General features: G+C 31.5%; 19 protein-coding genes. 1 reads left to right on the top strand and 18 read right to left on the bottom strand.

Annotated features, from left to right (window positions below; translation table 11 throughout):
• Nucleotides 1-605 precede the first annotated feature (605 nt).
• Nucleotides 606-2,039, bottom strand: a complete 1,434-nt coding sequence (locus C1I91_RS18405) for a tetratricopeptide repeat protein (protein ID WP_128216039.1) — start codon at nucleotides 2,037-2,039, stop codon at nucleotides 606-608.
• Nucleotides 2,040-2,651: 612 nt separating this feature from the next.
• Here C1I91_RS18405 and C1I91_RS18410 point away from each other — a divergent pair.
• Nucleotides 2,652-3,371 (top strand): hypothetical protein, encoded by a 720-nt coding sequence (locus tag C1I91_RS18410; RefSeq protein WP_128214190.1) that lies wholly within the window; start codon nucleotides 2,652-2,654, stop codon nucleotides 3,369-3,371.
• Nucleotides 3,372-4,014: 643 nt separating this feature from the next.
• Here the strand turns inward: C1I91_RS18410 and C1I91_RS18415 are convergent.
• The 17 genes from C1I91_RS18415 to C1I91_RS18490 form a co-directional block, all read right to left on the bottom strand.
• Nucleotides 4,015-4,236, bottom strand: a complete 222-nt coding sequence (locus C1I91_RS18415; protein WP_128214191.1) for a YdbC family protein — start codon at nucleotides 4,234-4,236, stop codon at nucleotides 4,015-4,017.
• Between the two features lie 461 nt (nucleotides 4,237-4,697).
• Nucleotides 4,698-9,167, bottom strand: a complete 4,470-nt coding sequence (locus C1I91_RS18420; protein WP_128214192.1) for a hypothetical protein — start codon at nucleotides 9,165-9,167, stop codon at nucleotides 4,698-4,700.
• Complete coding sequence (locus C1I91_RS18425) at nucleotides 9,167-9,907, bottom strand: DUF6063 family protein (RefSeq protein WP_128214193.1); 741 nt, start codon at nucleotides 9,905-9,907, stop codon at nucleotides 9,167-9,169. Before C1I91_RS18425 ends, C1I91_RS18420 begins: the two co-directional genes overlap by 1 nt.
• Complete coding sequence (locus tag C1I91_RS18430) at nucleotides 9,907-11,406, bottom strand: replicative DNA helicase (RefSeq protein WP_128214194.1); 1,500 nt, start codon at nucleotides 11,404-11,406, stop codon at nucleotides 9,907-9,909. Before C1I91_RS18430 ends, C1I91_RS18425 begins: the two co-directional genes overlap by 1 nt.
• Nucleotides 11,397-12,419: a Wadjet anti-phage system protein JetD domain-containing protein gene (locus C1I91_RS18435; protein WP_128214195.1), complete on the bottom strand. Its 1,023-nt coding sequence runs from the start codon at nucleotides 12,417-12,419 to the stop codon at nucleotides 11,397-11,399. Before C1I91_RS18435 ends, C1I91_RS18430 begins: the two co-directional genes overlap by 10 nt.
• Nucleotides 12,420-13,104: 685 nt before the next feature.
• Nucleotides 13,105-14,703, bottom strand: a complete 1,599-nt coding sequence (locus C1I91_RS18440; protein ID WP_128214196.1) for a beta-N-acetylhexosaminidase — start codon at nucleotides 14,701-14,703, stop codon at nucleotides 13,105-13,107.
• 278 nt (nucleotides 14,704-14,981) lie between these two features.
• Nucleotides 14,982-15,650: a class I SAM-dependent methyltransferase gene (locus tag C1I91_RS18445; RefSeq protein WP_128214197.1), complete on the bottom strand. Its 669-nt coding sequence runs from the start codon at nucleotides 15,648-15,650 to the stop codon at nucleotides 14,982-14,984.
• Between the two features lie 252 nt (nucleotides 15,651-15,902).
• Nucleotides 15,903-16,673, bottom strand: a complete 771-nt coding sequence (locus tag C1I91_RS18450; RefSeq protein ID WP_128214198.1) for a hypothetical protein — start codon at nucleotides 16,671-16,673, stop codon at nucleotides 15,903-15,905.
• A 294-nt stretch (nucleotides 16,674-16,967) separates the two neighbouring features.
• Complete coding sequence (locus C1I91_RS18455; protein WP_128214199.1) at nucleotides 16,968-17,258, bottom strand: hypothetical protein; 291 nt, start codon at nucleotides 17,256-17,258, stop codon at nucleotides 16,968-16,970.
• Nucleotides 17,259-17,451: 193 nt separating this feature from the next.
• Nucleotides 17,452-17,889: an aminoglycoside 6'-N-acetyltransferase gene (gene aac(6'), locus C1I91_RS18460; protein ID WP_128214200.1), complete on the bottom strand. Its 438-nt coding sequence runs from the start codon at nucleotides 17,887-17,889 to the stop codon at nucleotides 17,452-17,454.
• A 19-nt stretch (nucleotides 17,890-17,908) separates the two neighbouring features.
• Nucleotides 17,909-19,195, bottom strand: coding sequence for a tetratricopeptide repeat protein (locus tag C1I91_RS18465; RefSeq protein WP_128214201.1), 1,287 nt, complete (start codon nucleotides 19,193-19,195; stop codon nucleotides 17,909-17,911).
• 589 nt (nucleotides 19,196-19,784) lie between these two features.
• Nucleotides 19,785-20,438 (bottom strand): hypothetical protein, encoded by a 654-nt coding sequence (locus tag C1I91_RS18470; protein ID WP_128214202.1) that lies wholly within the window; start codon nucleotides 20,436-20,438, stop codon nucleotides 19,785-19,787.
• Between the two features lie 392 nt (nucleotides 20,439-20,830).
• Nucleotides 20,831-21,880, bottom strand: a complete 1,050-nt coding sequence (locus tag C1I91_RS18475; RefSeq protein ID WP_128214203.1) for an ATP-binding protein — start codon at nucleotides 21,878-21,880, stop codon at nucleotides 20,831-20,833.
• A 64-nt stretch (nucleotides 21,881-21,944) separates the two neighbouring features.
• Nucleotides 21,945-22,520 (bottom strand): RQC-minor-1 family DNA-binding protein, encoded by a 576-nt coding sequence (locus C1I91_RS18480; protein WP_128214204.1) that lies wholly within the window; start codon nucleotides 22,518-22,520, stop codon nucleotides 21,945-21,947.
• Nucleotides 22,521-22,783: 263 nt separating this feature from the next.
• Entirely contained in the window at nucleotides 22,784-22,921 is a 138-nt protein-coding gene (locus C1I91_RS28295; protein ID WP_164880581.1) for a hypothetical protein, read from the bottom strand.
• Nucleotides 22,922-23,167: 246 nt separating this feature from the next.
• The gene (locus tag C1I91_RS18485) at nucleotides 23,168-23,773 is read right to left on the bottom strand and encodes a hypothetical protein (protein ID WP_128214205.1); all 606 of its coding nucleotides are present in this window, start codon (nucleotides 23,771-23,773) and stop codon (nucleotides 23,168-23,170) included.
• 775 nt (nucleotides 23,774-24,548) lie between these two features.
• On the bottom strand, nucleotides 24,549-25,823 hold the full coding sequence (locus C1I91_RS18490; RefSeq protein WP_128214206.1) for an adenylosuccinate synthase: 1,275 nt from the start codon (nucleotides 25,821-25,823) through the stop codon (nucleotides 24,549-24,551).
• Nucleotides 25,824-25,859: the final 36 nt, after the last annotated feature.

The following is a 25,859-nucleotide window of genomic DNA, read 5'->3' on the forward strand; positions in this document are numbered from 1 at the left end:
TTTTCCTTATACTTTGTGAAGGCCTTTCCTCTATAATAATCAGTTATTATATATATATGCTATATCTATGCATTTCTCATTACTATAGCATAGAAGTTAGCTGTATCTATAGCTTCTATAATACCTATATCATATGCTACACAATGTTCTATATTATAACATAAATACCACAAAAATTCCATTTTAATGTATTATATCTATACCCATAAAAAAAGCTACACTAATCAAAGATTCTAACTTTAATAAATGTAGCCCTAGAGTTCCTATGCAATACATAATCAATTTCATTGCCAACTAGTACATAAATATCTACGGTATAATATCCCCTTCTATTATACTTAATCACTACCAGTCTTAAGCATTAGTAAGCTAATTTATTGTTCCTAGAGCTCCTTTATATATTTGATTTCACCACTATATATGTATGTATTAAAAAAATGTTGCTAGATTTTTCAATTATAAATTGTATTAACGGATTTTTATAGATATTACTAAACATATTTATAACAACATTTTTTTAATACAATGGCATAGATATGTAAAACTAATAAAAAGATCGCTAATGCCATTGTGACAGAGCATTAGCGATCTTTTATACTATAACCTTACTTTCCGCAGCACTTCTTATATTTTTTTCCACTTCCACATATGCAAGGTTCATTTCTTCCTATTCTAGGTTCTTCTCTTACATAAGGTGTGCTTGGCTCATTCTTTTCATCGTAGTTTCTAAAAAGAACTTCTCTTTCTTCAGTCTTTGCTTCTTCGACAATCTCATCTAAGGCAACAGCTACTTCTTCGTCAGCAGCTTGCACTTCATTGTCTACAAGGTCATCTAAAAAGCTTGTATACTTAGCAAGATCCTTCTCATATTGTTCAAGCAGACTCTTTTTCTCTGAACTATTTGAAGCTTTCTCAAAGAAGTCTGCCTTTAGTGCATATAGCTCAGAATATTTATCTTTAAGATGCTTGATTGAAGACTTAAAGTCTTCATAATTTAACAGAATCTGATATTCATTTAGGCTTGCCATATCTTCCTTAGTAGTTTCACCAGCATCAAGCATGCTATCTGGAAGAACCTTTAAGCCTATAAGGATCTCTATCTCCTGTTTTATATTCTTATCATTCATTAGCTCTTGAAATAAGTCAAAGTTTTGGTTGAACTTATCAATATCAGCTTTTTCTTTTGATAACTTCTCATCATTTGGTAAAATTGATAATGCAGCTGTATTTAGCTTACCTGCAATACTACCAACCCCTAAGTTTAAAAAATAAGTTGAAACATTGGACAAATCCCATGCCAAATTATTCTTAGCTTCATCGTCAGTTTTTGATAACTCAATAAGCTTATTCAGATGAAAATCAGCTTCTATGTCGTTACCTAAGCTTAACTCTAGAGTCATAAATCTTAAATGAATTATACTGTTAGCTCTATAATCTCTTTCAATACTTAAAGCCTTTTCCAATATTACTTTTGATTCTTCATAGTTACCAGCTAATACATTAGCATCACTTAAGGAAAGCCATAAAGACACATTATCTTGATCAAGTTCTACAGCTCTAGTATAAGCAGTTACAGCCTTCTTCTGCCAGCCTCTTAAAAAATACGCATCTCCTAAATAACCTTCAAATGCTGCATTGTTTTGATCTGCTTGTACCAATTCCTCAAATAGTTTTATCGCCTTACCACTGTTGTTATTCTTTATATAGCATTGGCCTAATATTGACTTAATGAAAATTAAATTTGAGTCTTCCTTCAATATACTTTCAAGAGTTTTAATAGCTGACTTCAAATCACCTTGTTCTAATAAAACTAACGCTTTATTATAATTATCATTTATTGAGTTAGATAAGCTGCTAATTGAATCATATTGTTCTCTAGTTTTATCATTAATTAAAGTCTCATATGCTTCTCTTATTTTCGTAGCTTCTACTTCATACCTATCCACAGAGTATTTATCAGCCAATTTAAAATATGCTTTCTTTATTTCTTCCTTAGAAGCCTGTGGAGTTATTTCTAATACTTCGTACAAATTCTTCAATTATATCACCTACATAAATTTATATATTTATATAAAGCAGCTTACTTTGCAGTCTCAAGCTTGTCCTTATAGACTTTTCAAAATCTTAAGTACTTCCCCTGCTTATATACTTGGGTTGCACTTTCAAAAGACTTATCTCTTAACAAGAACTCTTCCATAAGACTTTATAACCTATTAATAGCTACTTTATACAATTTATCATTTTTACCATTACTTATTTAGCAACTACCTATTGTTTAACCATTATTTAAAAACATATCTAATCATTTATTAAATATAAATCCTAAGAAAACTATACAAATTAATTAATATAAGGTTTTACCAAATCGCCTTTTGTATAAACCTATTTATGTCTTTCTAAATTTATCAGCCTTTAAGGGCATAAAATTAAAAGCACTTTATTTCTGAAAAATATCAGTGCTTTTTTACTATAAATTCTATCATATAGTTCCTTAACACTTGCATTATATATTATACATAAATTTAGAGAAAAATAAAAACATTTTTTGGAAATTTTATTCTACAATTTTTTTAATATATTAAAGAACAGTGGTATCAAAAATAAAACTTGTCGCATAAATATATAATATTATTTACTTAAGGAGCGATAATATGTTCAAGGAGACCTTACAATTCTACAGTGACGACTCTGCTCTAACACTTCAATATATTAAAGGAATAATGTTTCTTCTAGGCGATATAAAAGAGTTTGAAATATTTAAAAATGAAAAAGACTCACCATATAAAACCTTAGATAACAATAAACTCTATAGCTTTATACTCAGAGATGATAAGAACAATGAACTTTGGCTAAAAAACCCATTTTGCAGCTATGGTAAAGCAGGTGAATACGCTACAAATAAGATATTGAAACTATTGGGAATACTAGATAGCTTCAAGCTTAAGGAGAAAGATTATGTGAAAGAGGTAAATCTTACCCCTATACATAAGTTGAATCTACTAATCAGCACCGCTTCTTCTAAATCCAATAACAATAACCATCACTTTTGGATAGTTTCAAACTTTAAATATGCCTATGAACTACTTAAGGTTAAAGAAAGCCTATCTACTTTTGGCTTATGCTGTGCTGCAAAACAAAAAGACATTAAAGTTCCACCTGCTCTTAAAATCTTCGAACCAAAAGAAGAACCAATTGTCGAAAAAGCTCTAAATAAGCACAATAAAAAAGAACATAAATATGATGAATTTGCAATCAATAATGAATACGTATTTTTTATGCATTACAATGAAAAAGATATAGATACCTTAAAAAATATAGTGTTAGATATTATTGATAAGTATAATGGTTCTTATCATATCCTACCAGTATAGATATGCAGTTTAAGTTTCAAGTTTCATTTATAAAATTCATTTACAAGGTATATACCCATATAATAAAAATCTGTCAGGAGACATAATTTTATTTTTTACCATTCACCTAAATAGCTGTTATACGGCCTTGATATTACTAGGTTTCGCTAGCAATTTTTATAATTTACTGCGATAAAGAACACCTTTTTAATTATATTTTGTCTGGGATTTAGCCTTCACGGAGATTCCTAGCCAGTAAAAAAGTCACCCATTAACATCAAAGTACAAGTTAGAGGGTGACTTATAGACATACTACTTCACTCCTTAGACTCAAAATAAAGCTTTCGATGAATCTACGAAGCTTTATTTTAATAGATTTCATTTTGAAGTATTATGTCTATATATGAAATTTTATATTCTATTTTATTAATATTGAAGATTTGTACTTATAAGTTCTAAAAATAGGCTATGTTTAAGGATACTGTTGAAATTAAGTGGTTAAGAAGGAGATGCTATATGAGCGAGCAATTTGCGCAAGCTCATCTAAGCATCGGATGACTGACCACTTAATTTCAACACAGTACTTTAACAGAGCCTAAAAATAAATAAACTAGATTTAATTTGATGAAGCCTACAATAAAAATCATTCTGTATCAATGTATACTTAAAGCTCCATGTCGTTAAGTAAATCTCTAAGTTTTTTTAGTTCTTCTACAGAAAGGGTTATACCTTTTCCCATCTTTTTATGCTCTCCATCCCAATCTCTTATATCGAACTTTGGTTCTTTATCGTTCCAAGATATAAGATTCAATTCCTTCTTCCAGCCCTTTGAAGATTCTGAAAGTTCACCTAAGGTTTCTTTTATCTCAAATTTTATATCAGCCATGTTAATTCACTCCTATTAAAAATAATTTTATCAATACATAGATGTATTACTTCATTCTAAAACCTATATTTTCAAACTCTCCTCTAATATAAGGAACCAACTTCAACTATCAAGTTTTAGTAACGGAACCCTATAACTCAGAGAAGTTTTGGAAATTTATTTTGCATTGAAGTGCTAGCTCTTAAGTATTAGTAGATCTGTAACACTTCTAAACAGAATTTATGTTTTCACAACACATTATACATTTATTATTGCCATAAAATATAAATTGCTTGCAATATATAGATATACCAGTTCAAAATAAAGTATATCAATCAGTAAATTTCCTTTAACAAGTAAAGGTATTTTTAGTATTCCTTTAAATTATATAAATGGAATATCTAATTCTATGAACAGACATACCATTTCATATTAAAATTGTTCTAGGTTTAATAATATTGTTGAAATTAAGTGGTACATCTTTATGCATCCCCGCTCTTAAATAAGCTATCTAAATCAAAGCCAAGCTGCTTTGCTTCTCCCAGTCTTATTAAGGTGTCAGGGTCATTGTCTCTAAAATAAGTATGCTTTATTTCTCTTTCCTTGGTCATTATCTGAGTACTATTGTCTTTAGAGTTCCTAAGTCTTAAGCTGTATACTATTGGGAAGTAAGTTCTTATGAACTTTCCTTCTGCATGAGCTGTAAGAGCTATTATTTGGAATCCTAGCTGCTCTGCTATAAAGAAAACAGGGTCTAGAACGTGGTCACTGGAAGCTTTACCAAACGGGTTGTCCACAATTACTGTTCTGTAATGTCTGTTAGTTGGGATGATTTGCTTTCTCTTTTCAGCTAAGTAGTTCAGTATACCTAGAAATAAAGTCATATTCTTACTCCACTTTTCTCCACCTGACCAGGAGTTAGACACTTCCCAGGAGAATGGTGCACTTCTCATCTTTCCATCATTGGTTACTTTTCTACATTTTACCTTTATGGTATCTTGCTTCATCACAATCTGTAGTAGTTGCTTTGACTGAAGCCATTTTTCAATTTCTTTCTTAGCTAGTTCCGTACGCTCTATGCCATTTTCATCTTTAAATCGGTCACCCTCTAGTTGATTAAGCATCCAGTCAATATGCTTTGACAGCTCTTCCTTACCTTCTTTTTCTTCCCACTCAGGAACGTTGAAGATAAATACCTCCTTCCAGTCTTCATCAACCTTTATTCTTGTCTTTTTAGGAATAGCCTTTAGTTCTTGAACCATGGTAACTAGATAAGAATGTAATTGACTTATAAATTGCTGTACTTCCCTATCATGCTCCCTAATATCATTTTGAGCAATCTCTATGGTACGGGATATTCTCTCTTCCATCATCTTCTGCCACTCTAGGATATCCTTATAAGTGTTTTTAAACTTCACCCCAGAAGTAGCCATTTCCTTTAGCTTAACATCTAGTATCTCTGCTTCACAGAACTTTATAAAAATAGCTTTTTGCTGCTCTGACTCTAAAAGCTTCTTATCTAAATATTTCTTTACGGTTTCTAATTTTTTCTTAGCGGAATCAATTATTTGAACTCTATTGTATGGTACCTTTTGAGCTAAGTCTTCTGAAAGCTCACGAAGCTCAATCTCTTCACTTAAATAAGCATAACTTACATTGAAAAGCTCTAACCCTCTAAGAACATCGTCAACATTCTTATTTTCCTTTTCAAGTCTTTCCTTTTCACCAGTGAGATAAACTCTTTTCTTCTTTAGCTCATCTTTTTCCTTGGACAATATGGTCTTTAATAACCCAAGCTCTTCACTGAATTTTATTATTTCATCATAAGCTTTTAGATGATCACCTTTTCTAAATTCATATAAATTCTTGCTTTTCTCATACCTAACTCTTGCTTGTTCCTCTTGCTTCTTAGTATCTTCTAAGGGTTTCTTTAACTTCGTTAGCTCTTCAAGTAAGTTAGAGATTTCCTTATCACCACTTAGAGGAAATTCAAGATTTTCCTCTGCCTCAAACTCTAATTTTTTTATAAAGTCTGACAGCTGCTTTTCACTGCTTTTCTTAAGGGTTTGAGAACTTCTAAGTCTTTCTTCTAATTGCCCTCTATTCTGCTGCTTATTATTAAGCTGATCTTGAAGAATGTTCCTTTCCTCCTCCAAGGTCTCCTTAGTTAAGTCAGAATATGCTGGGGAAGCGGCTTTTACTTCTTCATATAACTTATCTACTCTTAGTGAATTTATATTATTTTTTATATTATTCAAGTCAGCTAAAAGGTCTGTTCTAAGCTCTCCATTGTCCTTTAATGCCTTCTCAGCCTTTGCAATACTTTCTCCAATATCCTCGATATCCTTATTGATAACTATTATCTTAGCTTCATTTTCTTCTTTTTCATTGCTTTTATTTAGAGACTCCTGTCCTTTTAAAACCTTCTCCTCAAGACTCTTCTGCTCACCAGAAAATTCTTGAACATCATTGCTTAGCTTATTAAGTTCTATATCTATCTCATTTATTCTCTCTTCATTATTCTTAATTGAAGCTAGAACTTCATCAGCCCTTTCCTTTATGGTCTTTTCAGCTTTACAAAGCTCGCTATACTGCTCATAAGGATATTTATTGTAGAATACAGTTATATCTCTATGTAACTCTTGGCACTTACTAAGCTCCTCTTCCTTTTCTTCACGAAGTGCTGTGGTTTCTTCGGCTTTTGCAGTCATGTCCTTTTGCCACTGTTCAAAATATGTTTGCTTAAGGTTGTTATTCCAAGTAGATGGATATACTACATTATTTTCTTCTAAAATATTCTCTCCTAGAGCTCTTGCCTTTGCTTCCTTCTCACTTATTACAAACACTGGATGAGTAATTTGGCCGATTATCTTATCTACCTTAGCTTTAACTTTTTCTATCTCATCCTCTGAGGTTATAATGGTTAGTGGCCAATATGGATAATAATTGTTTAGTTCTTCTTCCATCTTATTTTCATTTTTGCATACTCTCTGAACATATCTAGTACCGCTTTCTAGATAATTAAAGCTATTTCTCCACTGGCTTATATTTTTCTCAAGGCCTGAATCTGCTGTATAATACTCGCTATCCCTATATTCATCAGCGTACCTATGGGCCAATCTTTCACTTAAAAGATACTTCTCCTTTTCTTCCTTTAACTTTTGTAGCTTCTCCTCTACCTGAGTAACTATGGTACTTTGTTTTGAATATATAGCATCTATGTCATAGCTTAACCAGCTATTTCTAAATTCCTTTATTTTCACTAAAAGCTCTGTCTTATTTTGATCTATATTTCTAATATCGTTACTTACAATATGTCTTTCTTCGTTGATTTCCTCTAAGCTTTTTCTTAGCTTAACCAAAGCTTCCTTTAAGTTCTGCTGCTCATCAGCTAGGATTTTCCTTTGTTTATTTGCTTCAAATACTTTTTGCTCAAGCTCAGTTATTCTGTTTTTCCATCTAGAAACTTCATCTTTTATATTAGCTTCGTTGGGATTGTCTAGAATACCTTTATTTATTCTGTTTATATCCTTAATCAGATATTGGATATTACCTTCTATAGTATTCTTTTCCTTTAGTAAAGCCTTTTCCTTTTCTCTTATGGTCTTAAGTTCTATTTCACCAGCTTTAATCTGTTGATTTACATTATCAATCTGATTTTGGTATAAATTTTTCTCTTTCTCTAGCTTTTCTTCCTTATCTAGATAGTAGCCTCTAAGTTTTCTGCTATTTTCATATAACTTATCCTTAATGTCTGTAATAGCCTCATCTTTATCCAAGGTTTCAAGCTGCTTATTTATAAGCTCAATATTTTCTTCCTGTACCTTTATATCCTTCTTATATTTAGATATTTGAAGGCTGGAATATCGCTTATCCTTATCTATTTTTGAATTATTAAGCTTCTCATAGTCCCCAAGAACTTCTTTATGAGCTTTTTCTTCTTTAATCATTTCACTTTCATACTTTTTTAATTCATAAGAGGAGTACTTCTTCTTCCAAAGCTCCTCTTCTTGTGTCAAGGAAATAGACTCTTTAATATTCTTTTCAAGCTTATCTCTTATTTCCTTAGACTCTAGTTTTATAAAGTTGTCCAAAGCTTTTAAATCTTCCTTGGCTTCAATCTCTTCTGTCTTTGCTTCATCATATTCTTTAAAAACCGCTGAATAAAGACCAATCTGTTCCTCAACCTTTTTACTTTCTTCTATTCTTGCATTTAGCTGCTTATACTTTTTAAAATGTTCTCTTTGTCTTTCAAAGATTTCAACAAAATCCTTAGTGCCATCTCCAGCTAAAGCTTCTTCAACTGTAGGAATAAGAAGATTATCCACTAGTTGCCCCGTAGTCTTGCAAGCATCAAAAAAAGCTTCAACTCCACCTTCAGCTCCATTGATCAAGGCTATTTTTCTCCACTCAGAAGGTATTATCTTAAAGTTATCTTCAATGTAGCTATGATATTCCCTTAGGGTTTTAAAGTTCTTTGCACTGATTCTATTTTGACTCATAACATTATAATAATCAGCCATCTCTTCCTTAGTAGAAGGTCTCTTTGTGCCACCTACACTATCCCTTACAAAAGGTAGCTTTTCTATGGAATTATCATCATTTTCTAAGTACTCATAAACATATTTATAAGAATCTATGGAATCCTTATTCATAAATAAGGTTACAGCAGTTACTCCATATCTTCTTGGTCTTTCATTTAATATCCATTCTATAGCAATATGAGCTGAGGTATTTTGAAGAGACAAGGTGTTTTTAACCTTTCTATCCGCCACCTCTATATTGGGCAATATGGCTTGAAGTGCTGTTTGAACAAAAACTGTCTTTCCACCGCCGTTTTCAAGAAGTATAGCTCCATTGTAGCTTTCAAACTCAAAGATCTCATCGTTATATCTTTTCTCACCGTTTTCATATATTACATTAGTAAAACGAATTTTTGAAATTGCAGGCATTAGTTGTCATCTCCCTTCTTCTTGTCCATATTGTACATAAAGTCAAGTATGCCACGGTTATAATCGTACTCCATATAGTATCTCTGGACGATGGTCTTAGCCTTTTCCGTAAGCTCTAGCTCCTCATTTCCTATATCCTTTATAAGTTCTTGATCTTCTAAGAACTTCTTAACAGTATTTAAAAAGCTCTTTCTGCTTATAGTTCTAGCATCCTGGCTCTTAACCTTTTCTTTTATCTCATCCATATCAGTCCACTTTTGAATAATAGCTGACCAATTATACTCAAACTCCTGATCTAAAGTCTTTAGCTTTTCTTCCTCATGCTCAGTAAGCATAAAGATCCTATGATTTAGACTTTCAAGCCAATCGGATATGGTAATAAAGTCTCTGGTAGCCTCATTTGTTTGATAGCTGTCATAAAACTCACCAAATAAAACTATTACCGATACATATAAAAGATACAAATCTAGGTTCACCGCTTTACTTGGAAGGTAAGCTTTTCTAAGCTCTTCATTTGACACATGGAAAATAGAATGCTTAGCTATAGGAATCATATATATAAGCTCTCCTGAAGAGAATATGGTGCAATCTACCTCTCTAGCAAATTGATCCACAATTCCTCTAATTACGTCATCAGATAGATAAAGTCTTAAATCCTCCTTTTCTCCATATCCTTTCATAGCCAAGGTAGAATAAAGCTTAAAACTTTGTATCACCTGCTCATTGCTGTAAAATGCCATTAAAATTCCTCCAATCTAAAGCTCATGTTCTTGATTTCAAATCTCTCTGTTACCTTAAGTATGTTGTCGAGCTCTTCCACATAAAGAGTCTTACCTCGCTTAGCTAACAGCTTATAAACTTGTCCCAGTAAACTTTCTTCTTGATCCTGTTGTTGCTCCATAATAATAGGAGACTTTTGATGCAGGATAATAAAGAAGTCATAAAAACTTCTATGGTTTAATATTTCCCCATAATTATTTTGCTTAATATATTCTACAATTTCTTCTATAGTTACTTCATCGTTACCCTTCATTGCCGCAAGAGTTATAGCTCCAACAGCTTTGTAATTGCTGCTTTGCAGCTTCATATCACGCTTTATTTCCTCATCGCTGGTAACAGCTAAAAAGTCCACTACTCTTTCTTCTTTATCTAATTTTTCTATCTTCTGATGAGAAAATACCGTTAATGGAGACCAAGTTTTATTTGTCTCTAGATATAAAAAAGGTTCAATAAGAGTTTTAGTTTCCTTAAGAGGAATAGGTGATGAAAATACCCTGCTAGTGATTTCCTGATTGAAGTTGAAGGAATCTATACCTACATAATATAAAGACTCTTGAGCAGCTTGAAGTGCAGAGGTTTTAAGAATTATGCTATCCTTGAAAAGCAATCTATGATTGTAATGCACCTCTCCAAGTTCCTTATCTATCTGTATGATAAGCTCATAGGCTTTTCTATCCTCAGCTTTACTCAAATCACTGGCTATCTTCTCTCTTGTTTCTGAAACAAAGGCTTTTAATTCCTCAAACTCCTCATTCTCTCTTTCAAGTCTGTTGTTTATATCCTCTATTATACTTTTATATCTCTCATAGGTTTCATTAGATACAATATTTCTATTTACCTCATGCTTTATCCTTACTATTCTATCTTGAAGGTTTTTAACATCCAGATTCATCTCATCTATCTGCCTTAAAGCACCAGAAAACTCACCCTTTTCAAGCTGTTTTCTAAGTACGAGCTGATTTATAGAGAGTTGGAACTCATTGAAATACTCTTTTGTAGCAAAGATAAGCTCTAAGCCCTGTTCATCAAGAGTATAATACTGAGTATTTGTCTCTAAATCTGCCTTGGCTGCCTTTAGTATAGAATATTGCACACTATCCTGTTGTCTTGTCTCCCAATTGTAAAAGCTCTTTGAATTTCTCTTTCCAGTAGGAGGTCTAAAGGTATCAATAATTGTTCTAGCTATTCTTTCAAAACCGTAAATATCTAAATCCACCTCTTCTTTACTAAGTTCCATTAAGAATTCCGCTAGTTCCTTAACCCCTGTCTTCTTATTTCTTATAAGCATATTTTCAAAAAAGAACAGTAAAGTCAATAATCCAAAACTGAAGTAATCAATATCCTTGCCACTATTGTCCCTCATACCTTTTCTTGATAAAGCATATAAAGGATCAAACAAAGCCAATCTCTGTATTCTCTCTCTGTAGTTCTCCACTACATTTCCTATGTTTATGTCCATGAAACCTTCCTCCATATGTGCTGAAGCTCTGTCTTACTTAGCCCTTCCTGCGGCCAGTAATAACCAGTATCCAATTTATCTAGTATTAGTTTTTGCTCCTCTTCACTAAAGTTCTTCACAAAATTCTTTAAAGCAGCTATCTTCTTTTTTTGATTTTTCTTTCCTTCTTTAAAATCAGTCTTTAGAAGCTCCTTATAAAATTCTGTGGCAAGCTTAACGGAAGCTCTTTCAGTCAAAGAATTGTATATAGCTACCCCTTCATTGTCTATATCTCCAAAGTAATAAACTATATTGTTCTCCCTAAGGCCTGTCTGACTTTCCAGCATATTAATATTACCAACTATCTTCCAACCACTGCCAAAGATTAAACTGCAGAACTCAGTGTCAGGCAGTACCTCTAAAAGTCCAAGAAAAGTTGCTTTATTTTCTACTATTAAGTGTTTGTGCTGCTCCTTATTATATTCTAAAGGATTCACCGCCAGCATCAAAGGATCAGAGCCATTATCTATTTTAAGCTTGTTATAAATCTTAATTCTTTCCAGTAGTGCCTTTCCACTATTCTTCTCTATCCACTTTTCATCTCCAAAAATTTGGTATGATCTCTCCTGAGGCGTAACAGTGTCCTGTGGTAATCCATTGGCTTTTATATAGCTATCTACTTTGTCTATGTAAGGTTTATCCTTTTCAAACTTATCTTCCCCTAGTCCGAAATATGCCTGGATATCAATTTCACTGTTCAAATTTAAGCTATATTGCTCAAGCTTTAATATGTAACCTTTCATAAGTTCTTCTTTATTTATTCCTAGCTTAAGAGGCAATGGATCTTTCCTTCCGTCATTATTCTTAGGATTGATTGCTTTAAGGATATCCTCACTCAACAATTGCCGAATAACTTTTGACAAATCTTCATATTCATTATTTCCTAATGGTAATTTTGCCAGTTCATCTATTGTTACAGTCTTCTTATTTTTAACTGTACACCTTTTTAAATAATCTATTATATAATCATACATTTGTTCACCTTGTCTTTGTTTTTTCTATTTTTGATAGTACATATACAATAAGACATACTCTCTTAGCTTTTAAAGCAGTTAGCATACCGTACTAAAATTGAATTGCTAATCTTCCATATACTTAAGCTCTGATAAGTTACTTCTACGCCTTTAACTTCATAGCTTAAGCTCAATTATTACACACATATATTTTAACACAAAATTGCTGAAAAACCCAATTATCGACAGAATATTTGTTCTGTATATTACTGGATCATGTTTTTCTAATTTTTCACTTTACTGATATATTTAATCACACTGTCAAAATTCCATGGCTTAATGAGCTTATGCTAATGAATCGCTCATATTATCTACTTCATAAAAGTTTAATTTAAACAATATTCTTAAACATAAGCAAATTAAAATCCAGCAGAAGACTTAATACATCCTTCTGCTGGATCTTAGTTTAGTAAGTATTCTATAACATTTTATTCTATTTGATTTAACTATATGAAAATCTTCTATTAAGTTATTGGTTTACAGCTTCTGCAAGTTCATTTTAAACTTACTTGTAATTACTATATATGTATTACTTCATATTTAGAAGTTATATTATTAAATTCTCTTATCAGACGCCAGAGGACCTTTTAAGATGAATTTCAGATTGAAGTGGTATAACTCTATATTGAATAATAGATACATATATCTAAAAAATTCCAGGATCATTATAAAAGTTTATATTTTGATTGCTCATTCTCTGTCCTTGATTTTTTAGTCTAAGCTTATATTCCTCCCAGTTTCTTGAGGCTTTAGGAGTCCATCCTATTTCAGCATAGCCTAAAAGTCTTGGATATATCATGTAGTCCATAGCTTTCACAGTTGATATGGTTTCAGTCCATAAAGGTGATTCAACGCCTAAAGCCAACTGCCTTGGAGCAAAATCAGTAACATCCCATCGGTAACCAGTTTCAACAGGAATATATCCAGCCCAGTTCAGTCCATAAGGTGTAGTTTCGTTGTACTTCATATCCAAATAGGCCTTCTTAGCTACAGAAACTACAATCTTCATTTTCTTTTGAACTGCAGCAGCATTTGAATCCTTCCAGTTCTGTAGTACTACTGCAGAGTCGATTGTTGGTGCAGTGTCAATCGGATCCCAGCCTATTGGTGTCTTTCCATATTTCTTTACTATATTAGAAACTCTTCCAACAAAATAATCATAATCAGCCTTTTTTGTACTTTCAGCTTCATCTCCTCCTATATGAATATAAGTTGAAGGCGATATTTGAGAAACCTCTCTTATTACATCTTCTATAAATCCATAGGTTTTCTCATCATGAGTCATAAAGCTGCTGAAGCCTACTTTTGTACCAGTGTATAAAGGCTTTTTATTTCCATCTGGATTAAGAAATCCATAGGAAGCTAGTGCAGCATTGCTATGTCCAGGCATATCAAATTCAGGAATTATCTCGACATATCTGTCTGCTGCAAATTTTACTAAATCTTTAAACTGCTGTTGAGTGTAGAATCCCCCTGGTCCACCTCCAACTTGAGTACTTCCACCGATAGCTGTTAAGTCAGGCCATTTTTTTATTTCTAACCTCCACCCCTGATCATCACTTAGATGAAGATGAAGCTTATTTATCTTATACTGAGCAGCGAGATCTATTTGTCGCTTTACATCATCAACTGTGAAAAAGTGCCTAGCTACATCAAGCATTAACCCTCTATGACTATACTCAGGTTTATCATCAATAGTTACAACTGGCACACTCCACTGTACAGCTGGAACTAAAGTACTTTTTTCTATATCTGCTGGAAAAAGCTGTCTTAGAGTCTGAACACCTCTAGAAAGTCCTTCAGGCTTGTTAGCAGTAATCTTAATACTACTCTCTGTTGTTTGTACTCTATAGCCCTCATTGCCTTTGTCAGCTTCCGCCCCAATTGTTGTCAAATATATACTTCCAGGTACCACATTATCTCCAACAACAATATTTAAATCATAGCCTGTTGCAGTTCTAAGCTTTTCTCTTAAAAACTCTCCAACCTTCCTAACTTCTGCAGTTTCATTGTCGTCTTTTCCTTTTACATAAATTGAAGCTTTATTGGTAAGAATAAACTTCCCGCTTCCAGCCTTGTAACTTAATGGTTTAGGAATTATATTATTGCTGGCACTGGCATCTGCGAAATTTATTTTAGCGCTTGCTTTTACTTCATGTAAACTTGTAAATTTAAGTGTCAAAGGTACTAACAGTATAGCTAGCATTATAGACATCCTAAAATACTTAATATTAATTTTCTTCATTTGTTAACCATCCTTATCTATATATTATTTTTAGTTTTTTCTTTGTTTCAGATATATACCCATAGTTGTAATAATCTGCTTCAAAGCTTTACTATTATTCATTATCTATTTTTGAATAATAAATACTATAAATAAGTTGGAAATTTTTAAATTCCATCATTAATCATACTTTTTTTCGCCTAGTATACTAACAGTTAATTTCATTGTACTATGCTTAAACGTTACGATTTATATCTATTGTTATACCACAATCATTAATTCAAAATTAATAAATTTATTCAATTATTCTTACTAGCTCTAATAAAATACCCAGACTTATACCAATCCAAATATTCTATCTCTGTGCTCCAGCCTCTTTTACTATACTCTTCAACAATTTGATCTGGATTAAGATTATTCTTCATTCTATCATTGAAACTTTGATACCATCCCATGTGCCTTATCTCTTTTCTAACTATTCTAGTTACATCCTCAAAATACTTATCCGTGTCCTCTATAAACATGAATACGTCTCTACTCACTAAAAAATCTATACTGCTTGTACTAAAAATCTCATTTAAACTACTTATATCTGCTTTAACAAATTTGAATCTATTTGAATGGTTTATTATATCCTTTAACTCATCAGTGCATTGCTCATCTATATCTAATCCATAAATTTTATCTACTGCACTTTCTTTTAACAAGGTTCTTGACAAAAATCCCTCACCACAGCCTAAGTCCAGTACATCACCATAAATTCCATCAAAATAAGAAAGAATCTTACCATCATAAAATTCAGTAGCCATGTCTTTATTAATTACTAATTCTTTTTTACAGCAATTACATGTTACTTTAACTTCAAACTTTGTATCACTCCAAGGATGATGAAGATTTTGAAGGATACTGCATTCACTTCCACAGCTGCAATAGGTCCCCCATAGGGTATAGTTATGTTCTTTAAACAATATGGCACCTCCTCAGTAACTTAAACTTACATGCTTTATTTAACTCTTCTTATAATTGTAATTATAATATAAAATTAATAAAGCCACACATAATCGAGCCCTAACTTATTACTCTATTACATGTGGTTCTATTATAACTAGTCCATGTTTAATAATATTGCTGAATTTCAACCTGGTACTTTAACATATCCTAAAACTAAAAAATATATATACTACTGTGGTATGTAATCAAAAGCTTTATTCATTAATAATTTACTGTTTAGTATACCTTTTATCTATATAATCGAAAAATATATTCTTTGTAAACTCACTAAAACCTATGCTACTTATCTTTTCCTTTAGCTCAGCTTTTAAGCTATCTGTATCACTATCTTCTGTGATGTCACTTCCAAAGTACTGATCACTATTCTTTTCCATTGTATTAAGTAGTGACAAATCTTCAAAGGACATAGTTTTTGAAGCTCCAGTTATCTGTTTTGAAGTTATACCTTCTAAGCTTCCATTATTCTCATAATACCGTTTTGCATTGAAAAACATTTCTCTTACATCATGATAAATATTATTCTGTGTTTCTTTATCTATAGAGTCATCAAATTCTTTGTGACCACCATAATTTATACCTAAGTTATTATGATTTTCTATAAGCCATATTTTTATTTTTACTGATGATGCATAAAGATCTGCATCCATTTCGAAGGCTCTATCAAGTCTTGAAAGTTTTTCCTGCTTTACAGAATCCTCTGTCCCCTCATCACTTATCTGCTTACGTATATCATTATACTTTTCAACAGCTCCCTTTATGTAACCCTCGTTATCTTTGCTTCCTGTTGATCCAATTTCACTTGTCCAACGAAACATTTCCATAATATAGTCTCCACTAACAAGTGAGCCCTTATCAGATAGCACCAAACTATCCTTTAGATACTTTGTTTTATCTTCCTGCTCTTTGCTTTTATCCTTTTCTTTCGTATAATCATTATAATCTCTTGTTTGGATTGATCTACTTACTTTACTTATCTCCATTTAATATAAGAACTAAGAAAGTTCTAGTCCTCCTCTCAAAAAAAGTTTTAAAAATTTATGATACGCTGTACAATATACTATTTACAGTACAGCACATCATAAATTTTACATAATATACAGAAAGCTACCATTTACTTTATCTTTCGTTTATAGTTTTAGTTACTTTATAGATTATAACTTTTTTATTTTTTAAGAATCCCCGTGGAGTCTAAAGTCATAGCAAAAGCATTCTCAATAAGCTTGCCTTTTCCCTATGAACTTATATCATAGGTATAATCATAAAGCTTGTACAGCTTATTGATTTACATCTATACCATACTGTTGTTGATATGGTTTTGTTATAGTATAGGTTCTATATCCATATAAGTAATAAAAGTTAGGATATAGTACATCTATAACCTTACCAGTATCAATGTCTATTATAAGTTGAGCTACTTTATCTTCATAATTATTCTGCTCACCGTCATAAGCACCACCTGCATACCTATTGAACTTTACCAAGGTGTTAAACACAGTAAGAGAAAGTGCCTTATCCCTTTGGCCTCCTCCTTCAAAGTTAGAAATTTGCTTAATTTTTCTTATCATAGTTATATAAAGCTCAAATTTACTTAGGAAGTAAATTTGATAGAAAAGCCGCGGGTAAATAGAAAATATGTTTTCTATTTACCCACGGCTTCATATATACTAACCTAATTAAAGCTCTCTTACCAATAACTCTCTAATATTAATTCTTTCCATAAGCATCGTATAACTGACCACTTAATTTCAACACGGTACTTTAACATAGCTTTTTGGTAAAACAAATAATCCTATTTGCTTCCTCAAACCCTGCATTCAGATGAAATTTGAAGCTTTCAGTATTATGGAGCTCACAGTCACTGGCAAACTCACTACATCCCAAACTTTTAGCCCATTGCTCACAGTGAAATAAAAGTTCCTTAGCAATGCCTTTCATTCGATACTCAGATCTTACGTAAATTCCCTCCAAATATCCCACTGGAATGCTTTCTGTGCCTTCAACATAATCTCTTCTCAATTCACACTGGGCAAAGCCTACTGGAACTGTTTCATCATAATAAACGAAGCATGCAGCATTTTCCGAGCAAATAAGCTGCTTAAACTCTTCATCTAACTCATCAATTTCGTGATGAGGCCATAATAGGTTGGCTAATTCTGCTACTGATATACTGTCAGTTATAGTGGCCTTTTTTATCATGCTACATCCCTCACTTTAACTAATCAATTAACAATGAATCTAATTTTTTTAGTGTATTTACTGCTTCCTCATTATCTCCGAGTCTCAAGGATACCTCTGTCAGCTTATACAGAGCGTATTTTTTGCCAAGTTCAACATGATTGCTTTCTATATTTTCTAAAAATGCTTTAGTTATTTCCCTAATCTTTTCCCATTCTTGCTCATATTCATATACATTAACTAATTCTTTATAGTTTTCAAGCACCATATTGAATTGTTTATGCTCAAGAGCTATGTCTATGGCCAGTTGAAAAAGCATGATACTTTCTTCGTACATACCTTGTCTTAAAAATATCTTTCCCTTTGTATTTAATGTGTTAGGTAATGTTCTCTTATCAACTAAACTCTTTATTCTTTGAGCTTGACTTATGTAATGTAGACTTTTACTATAATCACCTATATTATAATAATAATCAGATAAATTATTGTACACATAAGCTAAAAGTATATCATCTGTATCTTTGATACGATCTATTAAACTAAAATATTCTTTAACCGCCTCTTCACCTCTATTTAGGCTATTAAGTATAATAGCTCTGGTTAATTTAGCTTCATTTATAATTTTAATATTAACTTCTTCTTCATTTCGTAATACATTATTGTCAATTAAATCTAGACCTTTTTTATAATCCTTCTTTTCATTATAGCAAAGAGCCAGATTAAGGCTAGCCTTTATATATATAACGCTGTCCTTCTCAGTTGCACCAAGCTCTATAGCTTGTTTATAGTAAAAAATCGCCTCATCATATTCTTTTTTTCTTAATTTACAATTACCTAGGTTATTATAAACACTGCCTTGTGCTTTATCATCTCTTAACTCCTTATATTTTCCTAAGGCATTACTGAAATTTATGAAGGCATTCACATCATTTTGCTCTTTAACATACTTCTTACCATTAACCTCATATACTCTAGCCAATATATCTACCAAGTTAAACTTTTTTGTAATGGCCATAAGCTCATCTAGCTTCTTATAGCTAAGGCTTTCTCCATTTGCCAATTGTTCTTCACAGTAAAGCCTGGCATCTTCTTCTGGCTTTCTTGAAAAGTATTCATCATCTAAATTTAAGTTAACAGATATTCTCTTAGCAATTTCATTAAACTTTTCTGCTAAAGCCTTAGAGCTTGCTTTACTAACGGTTCTTTTTCCACTTTCCATCATACTTATGAAGGCCCTTGTCATATTGATTCCTTCAAGTTCAGCTTGGTTCACTCTAAACTTTTTCCTCATTAATCTAATCTTTTCACTTGGACTGTAAAACTCCAAACTGATCACCCCGTTTCCATTTCACTGTTTAAGTTTTTAATCATATTACATATTATAACTGCTTACTTTCTAAAAATCACCATATTTTATTGATAAATGTTAATATTTTCAACATTTTTCATTTACCATCATTAAATGTTTAGTAATCAGCGAAATGTTGTCATGGAATAAGATTTGAAAGAGGCATAATTAAGCTAATAGTAACGTTAATATATTTTTACAGATACTTAGTTTTTCAATATGATAACTATGATAATTGATACATCTAGTAATAAAAGATATGCTAAGGAGACCTTCTTTAGTGAATTCTTTTGAGCATCTGCCTTTACCAATACATGTTGGGGAGACCTGTCAAGCCACGTATTTTTTACTGTTTACCCACATAGCTTTTCTACGCCATGAAAATTACTAGGTTTAGCTAGCAAACATTCTATACTCTTCTAAGAAAAAGATAAGGTTTCTAATTATACTTTTGTTATGGCTTTGGATTTCATTTGTGATTTCTAAACAGTAAAAAAGCAAGCAGAATCTCATATTAATAGAATCTGCTTGCTTTATTTGTAAACATTATTTACATTCCTCAATAAAATTAACCATGGAAATACCCAGTTCTCGCTGAAACTACAACAAAAGGAACTTCTTTTCCTTCCTTCTGTACATAAGCTTGATAAGAGTCACCTTGCAAATGTTCTATTCTAGCTACTTTTTCTCCATAGGTATCCTGTAAATCTTTCTTAAATAGGTCTTGCCAGTTATTTTGAATAGGTGCATTTTTAGTCATATAGGCTGCAAAGCTTGCAACATCATCTTTTTTGCCACCATTAGTAACATATTTCTTATATAGACTTGGAATATTAACTTTTTCTAAGAAAGTTTTGCTCCAGTTTAATTTTTCCGCTTCTGCTTTATTTCCTTGACCATTCAGAATATAGTTTTTAGTCTTTTCAGTAATCTCTTGATCAGTATAGCTTTTTACTTGAGCAGTGCTGCTTGGCGTAGTTGTTTTTTTACTAGAGCTGTCAGAGTTATTTTTTGCAGTATTTTGATTGTTTTTATTCGCTTCTGAACTATTGTTAGTAGAACTTGCATTGTTATTACTATCTGAGTTATTAGTCGAAGCACTTGTTGTATTATTCGCCTGAGTATCTGGAGTTTGCTTTGATGTGTTGCTTCCAGTACTATTTGACGAGCATGCTGTTAGAAAAAGCACTAACACTAGAGGGCAAAGCCTCAATTTTTTCATTCAAATCACTTCCATTATTTAATATAGCTTAACTATATTAACACAAAAATAAAATTCTTACAATTAATTCAATAGAATCATAAATTAACCTTTTCATCTAATAGGTTGATTTATGAAGAAAATAACAATAAGATGTTATTAAATTAATACTAAGACAAGGATTTGTATTGAGAAATTTTAAAATTTAACTTCTTAACTTGTAAAATTTATATATTTTTATATTCTTATATTGTTATATTCTTATATTGTTATATTTTTATATTCTTATATTTATAACTTCTTAAGAATTTATTGGAAACATGCGGGTTTCAGCATTTTTAGCTGTTATTATTACATAAAACAGAGTTATTAGCTAAGTATAAAAATGCACTTCTTCTTTGATGAACTTATCACTAGTTATTGTTAGCCTTATTATTTAGATAGTCTTCATAGAGTTTATCAAAGCCTTTCATACCTATAGCTTTAGCCGTATCTTCCTCATAATATTCCTTTAACTCCTCTACCTTACTTATAGGCATTGAGTACTGAATGATTATAGTGCTGTTTAAAAAATACACTTTATTTTCCTTTATAAACTTTATAACTTCTGCAAATAGAATATCTTTTTCTTTTTCATATTTAGACCGTTCTCCTTGATAAGAAATTTCTACAATGCAGTCAGTATAAGTATATTTACTCTCGTTAAGTAGATTCCACTTCACTTCTTTGTTTTTAATTCTATCTAACACAATAAAATCATTTATATACAAATCTATACCTGAGGCATCTTCCTTGGTACCTTTATATAAGGTTACCTCATAGTGGCCTAATATCTTACAGGAGTTTATCTTTCTTGCTTCAATCTCCACCGGTTCAACTTCCTTATCATTAACCAAAAGTACAAGCTCGCCTTTTGATAAAAACTTGCTATATATTCTCCCTAAGTTTTTAAAAACCTTTTCATAAAAATAGTTACTGCCCAGTTCTTTTAACAAAGTCTTTTCTAGATCGGTAATGATTATAGTTGTGCCTTCTATCTCCTTAGGATTGTAAGCTATGTTTTCACTTTGAGAAGCCAGTTCTTCACTACCCAAGTTAATATCCAAAGCAAATTTCCTGGAGCATCTCTTCTTATTTGAAAATATTTCAATCTTATTTCCCAGTTTAAAAAAAGACTTTTTTATCCCTAATCCCTTAATCCCCTGTCCATCCTCAATACCGATTCTAAATATATCCTTATCACTGATCTTGCTTTGGATACCTCCACTGTTATCACTTATTGTTATTTCATCACTGGAAATCTTTATACTTACCTTGCAAGGATTATCACCTGTTGTAACCCCTCTTCTAGCAATTATGGAGTTATCGACAAATCTACTTAGAGACTTTGCTATCTCTTCATCCTCTACTAGCTTTTTTCTAAGGAAATTTTTATCAACTATAACTCGGTTAAAATTAGCCATTTTTCTCCCCTACTATTAAGTAATATAGTATTACTATATGCAGGGAATTTTATTTTGCTACCGGTTAAACTGATTTAAGTTTATTTATAGTTCCATTGATCATAATGCGCACTTTCTTTACCTCTTCAATTTCCCACTTTCTTAAAAACCTTATGAAGCTTATATTTCTACTTTCTCCTATCTTTGCTAGAAGCATTTTAACAACTTGTCTATTTGTATTCTTCATACGCTCTATTAGTTCTTCACAATCATCTAAATCCACCAAAGTTATAAGATAATAAAGTTCCTCAACGTATACAGGTTTGAAGTAATCCCACCCTTTTGGCGAAAATATTATCATAGGTAATCTACCAAAGTAATCTATATTAAGATAGTCATTTACAATCATCCAATCAATAATTGTAGTTATTTCCTCAATTTTAAGCTCTTTATAATATCCATAACTAGGACTCTTATCCAATTCCTTTTCTAAAAGCTTTTTGTCTCTTGAGCCTTTTAATATTTTAGCCAGCATATTTCTTCCGGCTAAAGTAATTATGTCATCCGCTGCTCTAAGAATCTTTTTAATATCTTCTTCACTTGGCTCACTAACTTTTCTTACATCATTAAGTTCATAATGTACTTTTGCTCTTCTACTCATTTTTAATACCTTCCATATTATAAAGAACACCTATTCGTGATCTTCAAAGTTTGATTTTTTATTCATTTTAATTATTACCATTAAGCACTTTTCTATAATAACATTTATCCTTATTAATATTAATAGCTGAATATTTACATCTCAATCTAATTACACCTTATTGAAATCTTTACAAATTAAAACTATAATAAATTATATTAATTTTTGATAAAAGAAGGAATTCTATATGGCAAATAATAAAATCAGCTCAAAATATTCATTTCTTATACAATTGGAATTGCCTCTCTGTTTCCTACCTTTAATGTAGCCTTTATATATAAAGGAAATACCATAGATAAGGCATTCTTTTTTGCTATTCTAATATTATACATTGTAGCTGCTGCTTCAATAATATTCAGCAATAGAAAAAGATTGAAGAACAAATAATTTTCTTACATAATATTATGGTCAAAGTTTTTTCAAGGAACTTTTCTTATATAATATCTAAAATGTTAATCTTACATATTTATATATATAGGTATCCTTTACGAAAACTTAATTTATGTATGTTCGATAATCGCGGCTTCTGGGGATTATCGGGCAAATATAAATTAATAGGTGAAGTTGATTTCCTACAGAAACATTGACTTCTTGATTGTCTAATAATCTCACTTCATCGAAGAAATATCGTATCTAATCATTGTAACTTTACCTTGATAATAAAAAAATTCAAGCTTTACTTTTCTCTTCCGATCTATATATCCAATTACTGGAATACCCATATCATCCATCCTCTTGTAATAATTTTCACCATAAATCTTAACAACCTCATCTACTGAACTACCCAATCCAATGCCTTTACTTGTCTTCATTCCAGCAGCAGATTTATCATCTATTTCAATTCTAATAATTTTTCTACTTTCGTTGGTTGCAATTAATAAACCATTACCCAATTTATAATAGTCAAATAATGCATTGTCCATTTTTTTGGCGTTTATCATATATTTACCTTGAAATTCTTTATCATCAATATTTTCAAATAATCTTAATTCACCTATGCACTCTTCAGATAAATTAGTTGTTTTAGCATATATAATCCCGCTTGAGACTTTTAAATATAGATAAAAACTAGACAGGATAAAACTTATTATAAGGACTATAATAGCGACAATCTTATAATTTTTTATCCTAGGTAATTTTCTTTTAACAAGTACCCAGATAATTATTGTCAATACTAATAAAAAAATTAAAAACATAATAGACACAGATGGCATAATGTAATCCTCCTTATATATTTTATCCATAAATATAACATGGAATAAATCTCAGAAATTGCTACCTACTATCATGGTTATACTTTTAATGCTTATAAGAACAGTTTTTACTGTAGATCAAAAGATGCATGTGATAAAAATTGTACCTTAAAAGCATCAGCTTGCGCAGGAAGATGCTAGTTTAATGATGAATCACATGCTTCAATTCACTCCAATTACTTCCTATACTTAGATTATAGCAACGCTTTTATTGTTATTCAATAAATATTTTTCACTTTAAAATAAATAAAACAAAAATTACTCAGATATAAGCGACAGAACCATTACCAATTGATGTAGAAACTGTATTTTTGATAACCTGATAAACTTTTATTTTCCAGAGGTTTACGAAAGCGTTAAATTTAATTTTTTTATTTACTATTCCACTGAATATTTAATTACTTTGGAACTTATAGGAAGAGTATTTTTCATTAATAAAAGGAAAATGTACTAATTGTAGTTTTCTATTCATATACTCCGTTTGATTTTATGCCATGTATATAATATAAGTAAATGATGCAATTACTATTATGCTATCCAATCATATAATAATTGTAGTTCTGTTTAAGAATATTAAGCAAAAAGGTCAAAGGATTCTATAGTCATATTGTATCCTTTGACCTTTTTAAACACTGGGCTGTTTAGCACCTTTCACCATATTCATCAATCTTAGTGAGTTTATTAAATTATAAATAACTAAAACCTTCTGATTAACTAATGAAGACTTTCTATGTTCTTATCTAAAAATTATATCTTCTCTTCTTGGTCCATTAGATATGTATTTTATTGGATAACCAACTTGAGCTTCAATAAATTCAATGTACAGTCTTGCCTTTTCAGGCAAGTCTTCATAGTTACGAATACCAGTAATATCACATTTCCAGCCATCTAAATAGGTATAGATAGGTCTTGCTTTATTAAGTAAAGGTGTCACAGGAAAATCTTTAGTTTCAGTTCCATTAATGTCATATCCAATGCAAACCGGAATTTTATCTAAATAACCTAACACATCTATTAAAGACAAGGCAATTTCTGTGGTACCTTGAAGCATACAGCCATACCTTGTTGCAACCGCATCAAACCATCCCATTCTTCTAGGTCTTCCTGTTGTTGCTCCGTATTCTCCGCAGTCTCCTCCTAGATTTCTTAAGGTATCAGCTTCTTTGTCAAATATCTCACTTACAAAGGCTCCAGCTCCAACAGCTGAAGAATAGGCTTTCACCACAGTCACTATCTCTTTTATCTCATAAGGTGGTATTCCTGCCCCCACAGCTCCAAAGCCAGCTAAAGGTGAAGATGAAGTTGTAAATGGATATATGCCGTTATCAGGATCCTTTAATGCTCCAAGCTGCCCTTCTAAAAGTATTTCTTTTCCTTGCTTTATTGCATTGTTAAGTAATAATGCAGCATCACAGACCATCGGTTCTAGCCTTTCTCTATATCCAATTAATTTATTATAAATTATATTAGAATCCAGGGTTTTGCCCTTATACAGACTTTTTAAAAGAACATTCTTCTGATCACAATTAAGATTTATCTTATTCATAAGAATCTCATCATCAAATAAATCACAAACTTGAATTCCTATCTTAAGGTATTTATCAGAATAAAATGGTGCAATCCCTGACTTTGTTGATCCAAAGCTTTTTGCTCCAAGTCTCTCCTCTTCTAATTCATCAAGCAGTATATGATAAGGCATAACAATTTGAGCCCTGTCAGATATTTTTATTTCTGGCATAGGAACACTTCGTTCCAGTAGACTATCAAGTTCTTTAAAAAACTCTTCTATATTAAGTGCTACCCCTTGAGCGATAACATTTGTAACTTTCTTTCTGAATACACCTGAAGGTAATATATGTAGGGCAAACTTGCCATAATTATTTATTATAGTATGCCCTGCATTAGCACCTCCCTGAAATCTAACAACTATGTCTGATTTCTCTGCAAGCATATCAGTAATCTTACCTTTTCCTTCATCTCCCCAATTGCCACCAACTATTGCTTTAACCATAATAAAAACCTCCTATAAAACTAATTTGGAATTAAC

Origin of the sequence: Clostridium manihotivorum (assembly GCF_004015185.1) — a bacterium.
In the GTDB taxonomy this organism is placed as follows: domain Bacteria; phylum Bacillota; class Clostridia; order Clostridiales; family Clostridiaceae; genus Clostridium_AR; species Clostridium_AR manihotivorum.

Coding starts and splice junctions, on each gene's coding strand:
- C1I91_RS18410 (WP_128214190.1), top strand. CDS start 2,652: ATGTTCAAGGAGACCTTACAATTCTACAGTGACGACTCTGCTCTAACA.
- C1I91_RS18415 (WP_128214191.1), bottom strand. CDS start 4,236: ATGGCTGATATAAAATTTGAGATAAAAGAAACCTTAGGTGAACTTTCA.
- C1I91_RS18420 (WP_128214192.1), bottom strand. CDS start 9,167: ATGCCTGCAATTTCAAAAATTCGTTTTACTAATGTAATATATGAAAAC.
- C1I91_RS18425 (WP_128214193.1), bottom strand. CDS start 9,907: ATGGCATTTTACAGCAATGAGCAGGTGATACAAAGTTTTAAGCTTTAT.
- C1I91_RS18430 (WP_128214194.1), bottom strand. CDS start 11,406: ATGGACATAAACATAGGAAATGTAGTGGAGAACTACAGAGAGAGAATA.
- C1I91_RS18435 (WP_128214195.1), bottom strand. CDS start 12,419: ATGTATGATTATATAATAGATTATTTAAAAAGGTGTACAGTTAAAAAT.
- C1I91_RS18440 (WP_128214196.1), bottom strand. CDS start 14,703: ATGAAGAAAATTAATATTAAGTATTTTAGGATGTCTATAATGCTAGCT.
- C1I91_RS18450 (WP_128214198.1), bottom strand. CDS start 16,673: ATGGAGATAAGTAAAGTAAGTAGATCAATCCAAACAAGAGATTATAAT.
- C1I91_RS18455 (WP_128214199.1), bottom strand. CDS start 17,258: ATGATAAGAAAAATTAAGCAAATTTCTAACTTTGAAGGAGGAGGCCAA.
- C1I91_RS18470 (WP_128214202.1), bottom strand. CDS start 20,438: ATGAAAAAATTGAGGCTTTGCCCTCTAGTGTTAGTGCTTTTTCTAACA.
- C1I91_RS18475 (WP_128214203.1), bottom strand. CDS start 21,880: ATGGCTAATTTTAACCGAGTTATAGTTGATAAAAATTTCCTTAGAAAA.
- C1I91_RS18480 (WP_128214204.1), bottom strand. CDS start 22,520: ATGAGTAGAAGAGCAAAAGTACATTATGAACTTAATGATGTAAGAAAA.
- C1I91_RS18485 (WP_128214205.1), bottom strand. CDS start 23,773: ATGCCATCTGTGTCTATTATGTTTTTAATTTTTTTATTAGTATTGACA.
- C1I91_RS18490 (WP_128214206.1), bottom strand. CDS start 25,823: ATGGTTAAAGCAATAGTTGGTGGCAATTGGGGAGATGAAGGAAAAGGT.